We start from the raw sequence: 14,342 nt of genomic DNA, 5'->3' as shown, positions 1-14,342 counted from the left end.
ACAGATCGCGAGCGCATAGGAGTCGCGGTCAAGCAGACGCATGCACCGTGATCCCATCAAGATCTAGGCCTCGCTTTGCTCCATCGCCAGCTCGGCCTCGAGGCTTTCGGCATCGCGGAAGATCGTGGCAACCGCCAGAAGCCGTCCGCCGCGCTTGTAGCGCAGGAGGCAGTCCTTCGCGGCAACATCACCCTCGACCTCGATCGCGTCCCATCCCTCGGCATGGCCGACATAGTTGATCGGAACGTCGTAATGCTGGCTCCAGAAGAACGGCACGTCCGTGAACCTCTTCCGGCGTCCGAGCATGTTGAGCGCCGCGGCAGCGCCCTGCCGCTCCGCCACCACCCAGTGCTCCACCCTGATGCTCTCGCCGCTGTGGGGGTCGGGCCACCGCGCGATATCGCCGGCCGCATATATTCCCGGCACGCTGGTCTCGAGATAGGCGTCGACGAGGACGCCCCGGTCGGTGGCGAGACCGGCTCTCTCGGCAAGGTCGACCCTGGGCCGCACGCCGATGCCGGCGACGACCATGTCGGCGGCCAGGGTGCTGCCGCTGCTCAGAACGACCTCGCTCGCGCCGATGCTCGCCGCGGTATCCCCAAGGTGGAAGACGACGCCTTTTTCCTCGTGCAGCGCGCGGATGAAATCGCCCATCTCGGGGCCCAGCACCCGTTCCATCGGCCGTTCCTCGGGCGCCACCACATGGACCTCGACACCGCGGGTCCGAAGGGAGGCGGCAACCTCGAGGCCGATGAAGCTGGCACCGAGCACGACAGCGCGCTGCGCCGCGCCGCTCTGCGCGATGATCTTGCGGCTGTCGGCAAGCGAGCGCAGCGTATGGACATGCGGCTGGTCCGCGCCGGGGATGCTCAGGCGGACCGGCTCGGCGCCGGTCGCGAGCAGCAATTTGTTGAAGGCGACCCTTGCCCCGTCGCCGAGCACGACCTCGCGGGCACCGACATCGATATCGGCAACCCTTGTTGCGAGGCGCAGGTCGATGCCGTTCCTGGCATAAAAGCCTTCCTTGCGCAGCGGGATCCAGTCCTCCGGAGCCTTGCCCGCGAGATAGTCCTTGGAAAGGTTGGGGCGGTCGACGGGCAGGGCCTCGTCGTCGCTGATCACGACGATGGCGCCCCGATACTGTTCGCGCCGCAGTCTCTCTGCTGCGGCAAACCCAGCCGCGCCACCGCCGACGATGACGATCCTCTCCTGGGAGCCCCCGGCATCGCTTTCGCGCGGGGCCGGAGCCGGCTTCTTGCGCTTCTCGCCAACGAAAATCCTGTCACCGCGCTGCTCGACCGACCAGCAGGCGAGCGGCGACAGGGCCGGGGCGCGCAACGCCTCCCCGGTGCGCAGGTCGAAGCAGGCGTGATGCCAGGGGCAGCGGACGCTGTCGTCGGCGACGAGGCCGTCGGCCAGCGGTCCGCCATAGTGCGAACAGGTGGCGGTAACGGCGAATATCTCTGCTCCGCGGCGTACCAGAAGCACAGGCTCGCCGTCGCGATGGCCGACCAGCTTGCCGCCATCGGGAAGATCGGCAAGCGCAATGCCGAGGGCGAGATCGGGTCCGCTCGGGGCTGAATGGTTACCGGCCATTTTCTCCTCCCTCGAAGGGCAGCTGCCGGTGTCGCGACGCTCGGTTGCCGCGGCAGCTTCCCTTGAATTGTCCGCTATTCCGGCTTGTAGGCAAATGAATTTGGCCTGACGTGAGTGGAATTTTTGTGATGACGTCAGGTGCAGTCGCTCTCGCAGCACAACGAACGGCGGAGAAGCTGGGATTGAGCCGGCGGGACGGGTGGATTAGGCCGCTCTGTCGAAATCCCGGTCGAGCCGACGAATCCACGCGCGGAAGTTCTCGAAGAGGATCACGAGATCATACTGCCATTCCAGCTTGAGCAGGCGCCAGCCCCTTCCGCCGGACGCTATTTCTGCCTCTACCTGCTGCTTCAGTCGATCCGGCCTGTCATCGTACGCGCGGAATCGAAATGACGGCTCTGTATGGTACTTTCCAATGGCGCGGAAACCATTCACTCCTTCGTTCATAGCGCCGACCTCGGTACTTGTATCTCAATTCTGTCGTCCAAGGGCATTCTCCCTTTCCGATCGGTTCAATTTATATCGTAATACGATATATCTAGCAAGAGTCGCGAAAAACGGTCTGGTTCCTGCGGTAGACATCGACAGCGAGCTACAGCGGGGGGGAGTGAGGGGCGTCTCACGTCATCCTTGGGAGGAAGCCTTTTCATGCAGTCGCGTGAGCAGCGCGATCAACTCCGGTGCCATGATCCTGATTTCGCGCAGGTGAATGGCGCTCAGGTGCCGGAGGCTCGCTTCAGCCTTCTCTGTCAATCTCAGAGTTTGGCGACGCCTGTCGGCCGGGTCCGTCTCCCGCAAGATGTATCCCCCCTTGACAAGACGGGTCGCCAGCTCCGTTGCCGTATGCGGCGCAATCAGCAGCCTTTCGGCAAGCATGCCCACGGTCATGGCTTCGCCGACGGACATTCCCCTGATTGCCAAGAGTGCCTGATGCTGCTGCGGTGGCAAGCCCGCTTCCTGGGCCGCCGAAGTGCTGAAATCCAGGAACTTGCGCAGCGCATACCGAAGCGTCGCCAGTGCCTCGTAATCGGCTTGCGTCAGTTCCGCTTCCGTCCGACTCATGGTGTCGTCCCGATCTGCTCCGCTCGTCTGCTATTTGACCGTGTTTCTTGGGGCGGACAAGGGGCTCGCGACCGGGGATAGGTCGTGATGGAGTGGCAACTGCGTCTTAGGGCTGCAGCCATCGTCCGGGTGTTGCGCCGGAACGCTTTGTGCGTTGCAGAGTGACACGGACCCGGGATCGCGTGTCCGCGGCAGCGGCAGATTGCTGAGGGAGGTCATTCTCCACCTGTATGCACTGAGCGGTGCCAGGATTGCGCTCAAGGCTCGCGAATTGCGTCGTCGAGCCCTCGTAGCAGCGGATAGAGGAAGTAGGAAATAACTGTTCGACCGCCGACCTTGATCTCTGCGGAGACCGTCATGCCGGGCAGAAGGCGCACGGTTCCGGGCGGGGCACGGAGCTCGCTGTCGCCGAGCGAAACGCGCGCCTTGAAGAACGGAGCCGTTGCCCGACCCGCTGAGGCGTCCTGTTGATTTGGGGTGAAGGCGTCGCGGCTGATCGTGCGGATCGAGCCAGACGCGGTGCCATATTTCTGGAATGGATAGGCGTCGAATTTGATGCGGACCTCCTCGGTGGCCGTGACGCGACCGATATCGCGGGCATTGATCTCGACCTCGGCTTCCAGGGGCACGTTGAGAGGCACCAGCGTGACGATCGGCTCCGCCTCGCGCACAACCGAGCCGACCGAGCGCTGGGCAAGATCGAGCACGACCGCGTCGGCGGGTGCGGTCAATGCGACCATCTCTCGGCGCAACTCCATCTTCTTCAATTCCGTGCTTGCCGTATCGCGCTGTCCGCGCAACTCCACGAGCTGCTCCGTCGTTGTGCGACGGAAATCCTCGATGAACGCCTGTCGATCCGCCCTGAGCCTTGCCAGGGCATGTTCGGCTTCAGCTGACTTGCCGCGCAGTTGCGAGAGATTGGCATCGACATCGAGGCGCGCATCGCGCGAACTGAGGAAATTGATGAGCGAACCTTTCTCTTTCTTGTAGAGCGTCTCGCGTGCGTTCTCGATCCGGGTGAGGCTCTCCCGCCGGTCGAGCAGGATCACCTCCTGGTTCCTGCCTGCCTCGATTGCGGCAAGCTGCCCCGCGATCTGCTGATCGAAATTCTGGAGCTGCGCGACATAAAATGCGCGCCGTTGGCCAAAGAGCTGCACCTGCAGCCGCTCCTCGGACGAATTGCCCGCGATTACGGAATAATCGGCGTTGGCGAGTTCCGCTTCAATGCGCTTTATCTGCGCGCCAAATGCGGCAAGCTTTACCCGCTGCTGGTCGAAATCCGACTGGCTGAACGTTGCATCAAGCATCACCAGCGCCTGGCCCGCGCGCACCACCTCTCCGGTCGTCACATCGATCGAACGAACGATGGAGGTCTCTAGCGGCTGCAGGATGATGTTCGGCCGCGTTGTCACCAGCTTGCCGGGAGCAACGACGACCTCGTCGATCGATGAGATCGAGGCCCACAGAACCGCGGCGGCGATGAGGGCCGCAATGCCGTAGAGAGTCAACCGGGCGATCCTCGGCGGTACGCGCTCCTCCAGTTCCACCGCGTCAGACTGAAACTCTGCGATCACGGGCGGCAGCGGGCGTCTGCCGGTGAGGCCGTCATCCGAAATATTTGTGGATCGCCGGCCGCGCGCGGTCATGCGGACTGCCTTGTCTGCTGTGACCAGAGGTGGCGATAGGTCATGCAGCGTGAAACGAGCTGATCGTGGCGTCCGATATCGGCGATCTTGCCGCGCTCGATCACAAGGATCGCATCGGCATCAACAAGCGTGGACAGGCGGTGCGAGACGATGATGACGGTGCGTCCCTCGGCGATCTTGGAGAGGTTCTGCCTGACGATCGCCTCGCTGTCGGGATCGAGAGCGCTCGTCGCTTCGTCGAGGATGAGCAATCGAGGATCGGTGATCAGCGCCCGGGCGATGGCAAGACGCTGCTTCTGGCCGCCCGAGAGATTGGAGGCATTTTCCTCGAGCAGGGTTTCGAAGCCGCGAGGCAGCCGCTCGATGAATTCCTCGGCACCGGCGATGCGTGCGGCCGCGGCGATCTCCTCGATGCTCGCATCCGTCCTTGCCGCCGCGATGTTTTCGCGAACGGTTCCGCGGAACAGGAAATTATCCTGCAACACGACGCCGATGCTCTTTCTCAAGTGGACGAGATCGATCTCGCGGCTGTCATGGCCGTCTATGCGCACGAGCCCCTGCTGGTTCTGATAGAGCCCCTGGATAAGCCGGGTGACAGTTGTCTTCCCCGAGCCGCTCTTGCCGACGATGCCGAAGACCGAGCCCGCGGGGACCGTGAAAGAAACATCGTCGAGCGCAGGCGGGCCGTCAGGCCCGTACCGGAAAGTCACCCTATCGAATTCGATCAGGCCCTTGAGATCCGGCCTCAGCCCGCGTCCACGCCCGAACTGCTCCGGGCGCTGGTTCATGATCTCGCCGAGCATGCGCACGGAAAGCGCCACTTCCTGATATTCGTGGATCATGGTCACGATCTGGACGAGCGGCCCCGAAACCCGGCCGGCCAGCATGTTGAATGCGACGAGCGCGCCGATTGTCATTGTGCCGCTGAACACGTCCAGCGCGCCCAACCCGACGATCGCGACGCTCATCAATTTTTCCAGAAGTCCTGTTATGGCCTGCGCGAAGGTCGAAATCTTCTCGACGCGGAAGCGCACCGAGATCGAGCGGGCCGAATGGTCGTCCCACACCCGGCGCTGGCGAGGTTCAAGCGCCAGCGACTTGACCGTGCGCATGCCGTGCACCGTTTCCACGAGCATGGCCTGCCGATCGCCTTCAGCCTGATAGAGCGCCTGAAGCCGTTGCTGGAACGGCCCCACCAGCGTCATTACGACGAGGCCTACCAGCGCGGCAAAGCCGAGTACCACGAAGGTGAGCTTGACGCTGTAGAGGGCGAGGATCGGCACGAACACCAGGAGCGAGAGGCCGTCGAGCAGGGTGAGGAAGAGCCTGCCGGTCAGAAACTCGCGAATGCGGCCGGTCTGCTGCATGTGCTTCACGAGGACGCCGGCGGACGCCTGCTCGAAGAGCGCGATCGGCAGGTTCAGGAGATGCCCGAAGGTACGCGTCGCTATCCTTATATCGATTTTGTTGGTCGCGTAGAGCAGGAGATAGCGCCGCAGGAAGGAGAAGGCAGCATCGAAGACAAGCGCCACCGCGATACCGATGGTGAGAACCGTCAGCGTCGCGTAGCTCTGATGCACCAGCACCTTGTCGATGACGAGCTGGAAAAAGATCGGCGTGGTGAGGCCGAGCCCGTAAAGGGCGATGGCCGCGAGCGCCACGTCCCGGAAAAGTCCGCGCTGGCGGATGATCTCCGGCAGAAACCAGCGAAAGCCGAAGGGCTGGTCGTCGTCGCCGAGACGGTAGTTGCGCTTCAGGAGGACCGCGGAGCCGCGCCAGGCCTTGGAAAACTGGCTCTCATTCAAGACGATGAATTCAGAGCGCGCCGCCAGCGGATCGAGAATCTGGATCGCCTCCTCCTCGCTGTCAGTCGCAACGCCGGCGATGACGACCCAGTTGCCGTTCTCCAGCTCGGCAAGTACCGGATAGGCGCCCCCCATCTGAAAGAGCGAACGCCAGGTGAGCTCTACGTGCCGGGCACGCAAGCCGGCATCTTTCGCCATGCGCAGGAGCTGCCGGGTCGCGACCGGCTGGGCCCCCAATGCGTAGTCATGCAGCAGCCGTTCGGGTGAAAGGTCGATGCCATGGTGACGGGCGACAAGGACCAGACACTGAAGACTGGTATGCGGATTGGTACTCATCACCCGCCCCAGAAAATCGCGCTGCGGCTCAGTTGAAGTTCGGTGACGCGTTGGCTGTCATCTGCCCCTGTTGGGTGTCGCCCGCCGGAAGTTTCTGGATATCGCCGATCCGTCGAACCGCGCCTGCCTCGACGAGGCCGGCAAGTGCCTTCTGCATGAGGTCCACCGCATTGGCGAACGCATCCACCGGCATGATGATCCGCTGCCGGAACGCCGGCTTCGGGTTGTTCTTTTCGTCCCGTTCGGTGGCGGAAAGCGACATCAAGTCGATCCTGACGATCGTTCCGGTGACGGTGATTTCGCCGATGCCGTCTGAATAGAGTTCGGTGCTCATCTTTTACTCCCTACCTTTGAGCTCATCATGCGGCAGGCGCGTGCTGCCATGGTGGAAACGGATCACGCAGGCCGCGCGCCAGCTGCGGATCGAAGCCGGTCTCTTCACCGATCAGGCAGTCGTCGAGCGCGGCGCGGATCGCCCCCTCGACGAGACCCGTCCCGATGAAGACGAGTTCCTGCCGGCGATCGCCCCAGACGGCGCTCCAATGCCGATCGAGCAATTCGCGGAATTGCGGATAACGGGGCCAGCGCGCCTTGGGCACCGAGGCCCACCAGAGGCCCTTTGCCTCGGTGCGGCGTTGGGTCCCGGCGATCGAAAGCTGGCCGATCCAGTCGGAGCGCGTCGCCAGCCAGAAATGCCCCTTGACCCGAATGAGGCCCGTCCATTCTTTCGCGAGAAAATCCTCGAACTTCGTGGGATCGAAGGGACGCCGCGCCCGGTAGACGAAACTGGTGATCCCGTATTCCTCGGTTTCGGGGACATGGTCGTCCCAGCCATAGAGTTCCTTGTGCCACAGCGGGTGTCGCGCCGATCTCGTCTCACTGAACAGGCCGGTATCGAGGACCGTGGCGAGCGGCAGACGACCGAAATCGGTTTCTATGACACGTGCATCGCAATTGAGCGCAGCGATGATCCGGCGCACCGTTGTCCGCGTTTCGACACTCACGTCCGAAATCTTGTTGATCACCACCACATCGGCGAATTCGATCTGCTCGACGAGAAGATCGATCAGGGTGCGCTTGTCGTCCTTGTCGCGCGCCTCGCCGCGGTCGGCGAGAAAATCCGCGCTCGAGTAATTGGCAAGCAGGTTCACTGCATCGACCACAGAGACCATCGTATCGAGCCGGGCGACATCACAAAGTGCAGCGCCTGTTTCATCCCTGAAGGAGAATGTCGCGGCGATCGGCAAAGGCTCGGCAATGCCCGTGCCCTCGATCAGCAGGTAGTCGAAGCGTCCTTCCGCCGCCAGGCGGCGAACCTCGGAAAGCAGGTCCGCGCGAAGCGTGCAGCATATGCATCCGTTGGTCAGTTCGACCAGCGTCTCGTCGGTGCGCGAAAGGTCGGCTCCCCCGTCGCGAACGAGGTCCGCATCGATGCTGATCTCGCTCATGTCGTTGACGATCACCGCGACGCGATGGCCTTCGCGGTTACGCAGAATATGATTCAGGAGCGTCGTCTTGCCTGCGCCGAGGAAGCCCGCCAGCACCGTCACCGGCAGTCGATCGTCGCGCATCGTTCCTCTCTCCATGTCTGCCCCTACGCCACGAGTTGCGGCCTGAACGCAACATCCACATAGTAATTGGTGCTGTTGAAGCTGTTCGTCGGGAACAGCCCGCTTGACCCGTATGCGTAGACGCCGTTGCCTCCGCTCTGTGCCGACGACAGTGCCCGCAGGTTGTTGTTGGCGACTTCGGATGTGAAAAAGTTGCTCGTCGCCGAATAGAACCCATTGGTGCTGTAGGAGACGACGTAGGTCGTATCCGGCTGGATCGCGACCTGCTCGGCGAGATTGACCGATTGCCAACCGCTGGCGGTTTCATTCGTGAACGTCGCGCTTGCGAGCAGCGTGCCGGTCGACGTCCACAGATAGCCGGTATGCGGGCCCGTGTTGTCGGCGCCCTTGTAAAAGCGGAATCCGGTGATCCAGCCGGCCACGTCCGCCTGGAACTTCATGCCAAGATTGACCGCACTCGGATCATTCACCGAAGCAATCGCGGGCGCACTGTTTGCCGCGAATACGTTCTGCTCGGCACCCTGCTGAATAACGTCAACGGAAGCCTGGGCAGAGGCAACGCCGCCGACCCCGTCGGAAATGGAGTAGGCGAAGCTCGCCGGCCCGGAATAACCGTTCGCCGGAGTGAAAGTAATGACGTTCGACTGGCTATTGAAGGAGACGGAGCCGTTCACCGCATTGCTGACGCCCGTGATCGTTATTGTGTCGCCATCCGGATCATTGTCATTGGCGAGCAGAGCAGAGGCCTGGATCGATAGCGGCGCATTGGTACTCGTCGAGAAGCCGGAATCGTTGTTGGCCACAGGAGCCGTGTTCTGTGTGGCCTGCTCGTAGAGAACGTCGACCCAATAGTTCGTCGCATTGTAGCTCGCCGTCGGGAAGATGCTGCCCGTACCGTAAGCATAGACGCCGTTTCCGCCGCTGGTCGCACTCGATGGCGCGGTAAGCGCGCCGCTCGAATGGCTGGTGCCGAAATAGTTCGGAGTTACCGCGTAGCGTCCATTGGAATGATAGCTCGCCACATAGGTTGTGCCCGCCGAAACCGTGACCGGCTGTGAGAAGGTCACGGTCTGCCAGCCGCTCGCGGTTTCGTTGGTGAAGGTGGCGGAGGCAAGCAGTGTCCCCGAGCTGGTCCAGAGCGAACCGGTGTGGGTGCCGGTGTCCTGGGCGCTCTTGTAATAGCGCAGCCCGATGATCGTGCCGCGAGCGGAGGCAACGAACTTGACCCCGAGTTCCACAGAGCTCGCATCGCTCGTGGCAGCGACGCTCGGTGTGTCGGACGCGGCAAATAGGCTCGTCGTTCGGCTGACGGTGAGGCTTACGCTGGCCGAGGACGTTCCACCGCGGCCGTCCGATATGGTGTAGGAGAAGCTGGCCGGCCCGGTGTAGCCGGTGGTCGGCGTGAAGATAATGCGGTTGGCCTGGGTGTCGAAGGTGGCCGCGCCGTTCGTCGCGCCGTTGACGCCGGTAATCGAGAGCGTATCGCCATCGAGATCGACGTCGTTGCCAAGGACTGCAGACGCGGCGATCGACAGAGGCGTATTGTAGTAGGCCAGGAAGCCATTGTCATTGGCGGCAGTCGGGGCTGTATTCGTCGTCGACTGGTTGAAGACGACGTCAACCCAGTAGTTCGCGGCCTGGTAGTTCGATGTGGGGAAGACGGTGCCTGTTCCGTAGGAATAGACGCCGTTGCCGCTGCCCGTCGTGGAGGCCGGGGCCGTCAGCGGCCCATTGGTGCGCGCAGTCGTGAAGTAATTACCTGTCGCATGGTAGGTGCCCGAGGTGTGGTAGGAGGCGACATAGGTTGTTCCGGCGGAAATCTGAATCGGGCTGGAAAATTTCGCGGTCTGCCATCCGCTGAGCGATTCATTGGTAAAGGTCACGGTGCCCAGCAGTGTGCCGGTGGAGGTCCAGATGGACCCGGTGTGTGGCCCTGTATCGTTGGAAGCCTTGTAAAAGCGGATGCCGGTAATCGTCCCGCTGGTGGAAGCGACGAATTTCATGCCCAGTTCGAGGGCACGGTTGTCGTTAAAGCTGCTGCCGGTCGGGCCGTCCGTCGGTTGGAAGAGCGATACGCCGACCGGCCCCTCTTCCACCGTCAGGCTGACACTGCCCTGATCCGTTCCGCCGCGGCCGTCGGAAACCGTGTAGCTGAAGCTCGCCGGCCCGACATAGCCGGCCGTCGGCTTGAAGATGACGTAGCCCGTCTGAGCGTCCAGCGTTACCGTGCCGTTCACGGCATTGCTGACTGCGGTGATCGTCAGTGCGTCGTTGTTGCCGTCGGTGTCGTTCGCGACGAGAGCGGCGATCGGTATGGTCATGGTTCCGTCGCGAAATACGGTGAAACCGCTGTCGTCGACGGCTACCGGAACGATGTTCGGGCCTGCGTTGAAGACGACGTCCACCCAGTAATTGGCGCCATTGAAGCTGTTGCCGGGGAAGGTCCCCGCATTGGCGCTGTAGGCATAGACGCCGCCGTTCTGAGCAACCTTGATGGCGCCGTTGGAGTAGGCGGAATTGAAGTATCCATCGGTCACCGAGTAATAGCCGCCGCTGTGGTAGGACGCGACGTAGGTCGTTCCAGCCGTGATCTGGACCGGGCTCGAGAAAGTGACCGTCTGCCATCCGGAAATCGGCTCTCCCGTCGAGACGCCCGTGGCAAGGAGCGTTCCGTTGGCGGTCCAAAGGCTGACGACATGTTCACCGACGTTGTAGAACCCCTTGTAGAAGCGAATGCCTTCCACGAGACCGTTGGTCATCGTCTGGAAGCGGACACCCAACTCCACGCCGGTGCGATCGAGCGCGGTCTCCACGGCCGGTTTTGTGGCCAGGGTCCACAGGCTGGAGGTCTGGGGCAGCGATACGGTTACCTGTTTGCCGGCCGAGGGCGTCTCGAGATTGAGGCTGTCGTCGACGGCGCGCGACATGATCGTGTAGGTGCCGCTTGCCTGTACGACCCAGTTGTAGGTCCAGTTTTCCCTGCCGGTCGCTTTGAACCAGTGCTGGCCGCCGTCCGTGGAGACCTCGATGCCGGCGATGATCCCGCCGCCGAAATCCTGCGCCGTGCCGGTGACTGTGACCCGCTGCCCCTCCACGAAGGTCGCGCCGACACTGGGGGACGTGATCGTCGAGACCGGCTTTAGCGTATCCGTCGATTGCGTCGCCAGAATCAGGCTCGCATCCAGCGTCTGCGGCTGGATGCCCATGTCGGCGAACATGTTGACCATCGCCTGCTGGACATTCGGATCAGTCGGCGTCGCAGCGCCCTCGTGGTTGGAATCGAGACCCCAGGACCAGAAAACCGTGCCGGCTCCGAAGACGAGTGCCCCGCTTTCGGCCCGGTACATGGTGAGGCTATGAGACACATCGGCTGAGCCGATTGAGGTGCCGTAGTCGCGCAGATAGGTGTCCACCGAAACCGTCGAGAGCGACAGATTCACCAATCCGGCCGGCCTGAAGCCGTTTTCGACATCGGAGTCCCATTCGTATCCGAGCAGGTTCTGCACCAGCGAGTAGGTCTGTCCTGGCTGGAGGTTCGCGACATCCGTGTTGCGCCAGAAGCGCAGGTTGGAATAGTCGTACGGAATGGTGATGGTGTCCTGGCGGTAGCTGTCCACCGTGAACATGGTGCCGGTCAGCGAGTTTTCCGGCTCCTGTCCCGGGTCCGCAAAACGCGGGTCACGCCATGTGCCCGTGCCGACATTGCTCGGATCGGTGCTGGTGCCCCAGGTCTCCTTGTAACAGACCATCGTCCGGTAGGGCGTGCCGTTGCCGTCGATGCTCGTTTCCCAGCGAACCTTCCAGTAGCATTCGTTGCCGCTCCAGAATGCGAGATTGACGCCGGCGTCTCGCGCGGCTTCGACGTTGGCTCGCTGTTCAGCCGACCAGTACTCGTCATGTCCGACCGAAAGGAAAGCATCATGATTGAGCAGCAGGGTGCCGTTTCGTGTCGTGTCGACGCCGGAGATGTAGGAAACATCGTAGCCGTTCTGCTCGAGCCAGCGGATCGCCGAATGCTCAGCCCCGAAAATGAAGTCGTGCGTGCCGCCGACGGGGCTCGTGTTGGTGATAATGGGGCGATTGTAGCTGACGGCGGAGGCCCTGCCGATGGCGGTCAGGCCGCAATTGCAGTTGGGGGGCATGTAGCCGATCATATCGTTGGGATCGACCGGCACCTGGCCATAATACAGGCTTGCGCCGCCCCAGGCATTGTAGGCCTGCCAGGTCGTATCGGACGTCTGGAAGACGATGTCGCTGGTGGAGCTGTCATCGCGGACGATGAACGGGATGTGGCTTGAGCCCGCGGTTCCATCCTCGCGGACGAGCTTGGCGATGTAGACGCCCGAGACCATGTCGTCGGGGATTGTCCAGCTTGCTGAGACAGACCAGTTGCCGCAGTCGATCAGGCCGCGCGCCATGTCGACGATCGGATGCGGCTGCACTTGCGCCTGTGCAAGATTCACGTCGATCGTCGCCACTCTGCGGGCGCCGTCGCCGCCGTAATAGCCGAGCCGGTAGATTTCGATTCGGTAATCAGTCGAATCGGTTGCGATCTTGAAATCGACCGTCTGACCGATATTGGTGCTGATCTGCGTGGCAAAGCCCTGGATATTGCCGTCGCCATCGCCGTCGATGCCCCATTCGCTGATGGGATTTCCCTGCTTCATGTTTTCCAGGACGATCTTGTTCGGCGTCGCAGTGACAGCGGCCGTCGCCGCGGCCTGCTGGGTAGTCGCACTCAGCGACGCGGTTGGCGAGAGGCTGGAACCGCCTCCGACGAGCCACGTTCCTGTCGCAGGATGGGATGCGGCTCCCACCGTCCACGTCGGGTAGAGGGCCGTGGATGCTTGCGTTCCGCCGTCAGTCTCGGAAACCGACTTTTCCACTGAAATGCCGGTCGCGATACTGTCGCCAAGCAGCGTGCCTAGCCCCCCGGTTTCCTCAGGGGCCTTGTTGAGGCCGGGTTCGCGTCGGTCTCTGCGGAGCCGGTCGCCGTCATGGCGAGGCTCGTTCGGGTCCTGGTCGTCCCTTGGGAAATCGCCCAATCCGCCGGTGTCCTGCGGGAAATCGCTCGCACCGCCGGCATCTTGCGGGGGTTCCCCTCCCTCGTGATCCCCATGAGGTTTGTCGGGCCCGGTGTCCTGCAGCGCATGGACTTCTGCATCCCGAGGGTGGGCGATGGTCCCGCCTGCATCCTGTGCAGATCCCGTGTCGCGCCTTCTCCGTCTGCGCGACGCGTCGTCACCTTCGACACCGACCCCGGTACCAGGCACGACAGTCACCGAGACTGCAGGGGAAAGACCAAGGTTCGCATGAAAGGCGGCGGGGGTTGTGTAAACCCTGCTCGCACCACTGAAAACGCTCAAGTATTCATGGTTCTTGAGATGCATCCTGAGCATAGCGCACCGCCCCGATTGGCATTCGCGATCGAACGGACCCAAGTCTTTGCAAAAGCCGATCCTGACAGCTTTTGCCCTTCAGTGAACGACAGCAATCGGTCTATGGCCTTCTGCTAAAATTGGTAGCTGCGGGGCTACCCTCCACCGATGTGATTAACCCGCGCTTGGCGCAGCAACTTTCTGACAGTTGATGGTGCGGCGCGGTAGAGGGCAGGTGGATGAAGGGTGTTCCGAAACGGCATCGCTGCCAAAGATCATCGGCAGTAATCGCGCGAGCGTTTCATCCAATACGGTTTTAGGCGGCTGAGCACTGGCGGGCCCGAAAAAGCGCCGCCCAAAGAAAGACCAGCAAAGATACGGGGCGCTGGTGGTCTGAACGTCGTAGCCGCTTCCGCAGCTAATCTGCATGCATACGGGCGGGCAGCGAGGCGGCAGATTCGTGTGATTGCCAACGGTCCGGTTCACTCGCTACGCATGTTCTTGAGATCGCGAACTTGGTTTTCGTAATCAATCGGGCGGGATTTGCATTGGAGAGCAGAAACATGTTGCTTCGTTCGATCGACGTATCCTGCACCTCACCCTGACGTCCTTTATGCCGACTGTCAGTCGGATTGATTCCGTGCACGGATCGATCATACACTTTTGAAGTTATGGTCTTTTCTGCACTTTCGATCGCAATCCCGAAGCTCCTTCCGCCGGCGGTGATTTTGATGGGGCGGACAAGTGGTTCATGTCGGCGCAGTACGTGGTCGGTCGAACTGCGCAATTTCGCTGGAATAAATGCGGCGGAAAAGGCGTGCGACGGTAGCCGCATCGCATGCAAGGCAAGCTTTTGCTGCCAGAAGGTAGATTTTTTGAGCGCGCCAAGTTTCGTGTGGAGACACCAACGGTTGGGCGAGCGGAGCAACGGACGCACCCTAACGCGAT

Annotated in this window: 9 protein-coding genes; all 9 read right to left on the bottom strand. The window is 62.0% G+C overall.

Annotated elements, in window-relative coordinates:
- Positions 1 to 63: 63 nt before the first annotated feature.
- The 9 genes from QA637_RS25135 to QA637_RS25095 all read right to left on the bottom strand — a co-directional run bounded on the left by QA637_RS25135 (position 64) and on the right by QA637_RS25095 (position 14,322).
- Positions 64 to 1,596 carry an FAD-dependent oxidoreductase gene (locus QA637_RS25135; RefSeq protein ID WP_283065411.1) on the bottom strand — a complete coding sequence of 511 codons (1,533 nt, stop codon included), beginning with the start codon at positions 1,594 to 1,596 and terminating at the stop codon, positions 64 to 66.
- A gap of 204 nt (positions 1,597 to 1,800) precedes the next feature.
- Complete coding sequence (locus tag QA637_RS25130; RefSeq protein WP_153440504.1) at positions 1,801 to 2,043, bottom strand: hypothetical protein; 243 nt, start codon at positions 2,041 to 2,043, stop codon at positions 1,801 to 1,803.
- A gap of 177 nt (positions 2,044 to 2,220) precedes the next feature.
- Positions 2,221 to 2,658, bottom strand: coding sequence for a MarR family winged helix-turn-helix transcriptional regulator (locus QA637_RS25125; RefSeq protein WP_153440503.1), 438 nt, complete (start codon positions 2,656 to 2,658; stop codon positions 2,221 to 2,223).
- A 257-nt stretch (positions 2,659 to 2,915) separates the two neighbouring features.
- Complete coding sequence (locus QA637_RS25120) at positions 2,916 to 4,304, bottom strand: HlyD family type I secretion periplasmic adaptor subunit (RefSeq protein WP_153440502.1); 1,389 nt, start codon at positions 4,302 to 4,304, stop codon at positions 2,916 to 2,918.
- A complete protein-coding gene (locus QA637_RS25115) occupies positions 4,301 to 6,445 on the bottom strand; it encodes a peptidase domain-containing ABC transporter (protein WP_283065408.1) in 2,145 nt (714 codons plus the stop codon). The genes QA637_RS25120 and QA637_RS25115 overlap by 4 nt, the downstream gene beginning before the upstream one ends.
- A gap of 28 nt (positions 6,446 to 6,473) precedes the next feature.
- Positions 6,474 to 6,779 (bottom strand): hypothetical protein, encoded by a 306-nt coding sequence (locus QA637_RS25110; RefSeq protein ID WP_283065406.1) that lies wholly within the window; start codon positions 6,777 to 6,779, stop codon positions 6,474 to 6,476.
- 25 nt (positions 6,780 to 6,804) lie between these two features.
- Positions 6,805 to 8,016: a GTP-binding protein gene (locus QA637_RS25105; protein ID WP_283065405.1), complete on the bottom strand. Its 1,212-nt coding sequence runs from the start codon at positions 8,014 to 8,016 to the stop codon at positions 6,805 to 6,807.
- A 23-nt stretch (positions 8,017 to 8,039) separates the two neighbouring features.
- Positions 8,040 to 13,061 (bottom strand): DUF4082 domain-containing protein, encoded by a 5,022-nt coding sequence (locus tag QA637_RS25100; RefSeq protein ID WP_428843143.1) that lies wholly within the window; start codon positions 13,059 to 13,061, stop codon positions 8,040 to 8,042.
- Positions 13,062 to 13,812: 751 nt separating this feature from the next.
- Positions 13,813 to 14,322 (bottom strand): hypothetical protein, encoded by a 510-nt coding sequence (locus tag QA637_RS25095; RefSeq protein ID WP_283065403.1) that lies wholly within the window; start codon positions 14,320 to 14,322, stop codon positions 13,813 to 13,815.
- Positions 14,323 to 14,342: the final 20 nt, after the last annotated feature.

The organism is Sinorhizobium terangae (assembly GCF_029714365.1).
Taxonomy (GTDB): domain Bacteria; phylum Pseudomonadota; class Alphaproteobacteria; order Rhizobiales; family Rhizobiaceae; genus Sinorhizobium; species Sinorhizobium terangae.
This window is presented reverse-complemented; position numbering and strand designations above follow the sequence as displayed.

Excerpts from the sequence above, each read along its gene's own strand:
- QA637_RS25105 (WP_283065405.1), bottom strand. The coding sequence starts at position 8,016 with ATGCGCGACGATCGACTGCCGGTGACGGTGCTGGCGGGCTTCCTCGGC.
- QA637_RS25125 (WP_153440503.1), bottom strand. The coding sequence starts at position 2,658 with ATGAGTCGGACGGAAGCGGAACTGACGCAAGCCGATTACGAGGCACTG.
- QA637_RS25130 (WP_153440504.1), bottom strand. The coding sequence starts at position 2,043 with ATGAACGAAGGAGTGAATGGTTTCCGCGCCATTGGAAAGTACCATACA.
- QA637_RS25120 (WP_153440502.1), bottom strand. The coding sequence starts at position 4,304 with ATGACCGCGCGCGGCCGGCGATCCACAAATATTTCGGATGACGGCCTC.
- QA637_RS25115 (WP_283065408.1), bottom strand. The coding sequence starts at position 6,445 with ATGAGTACCAATCCGCATACCAGTCTTCAGTGTCTGGTCCTTGTCGCC.
- QA637_RS25110 (WP_283065406.1), bottom strand. The coding sequence starts at position 6,779 with ATGAGCACCGAACTCTATTCAGACGGCATCGGCGAAATCACCGTCACC.
- QA637_RS25135 (WP_283065411.1), bottom strand. The coding sequence starts at position 1,596 with ATGGCCGGTAACCATTCAGCCCCGAGCGGACCCGATCTCGCCCTCGGC.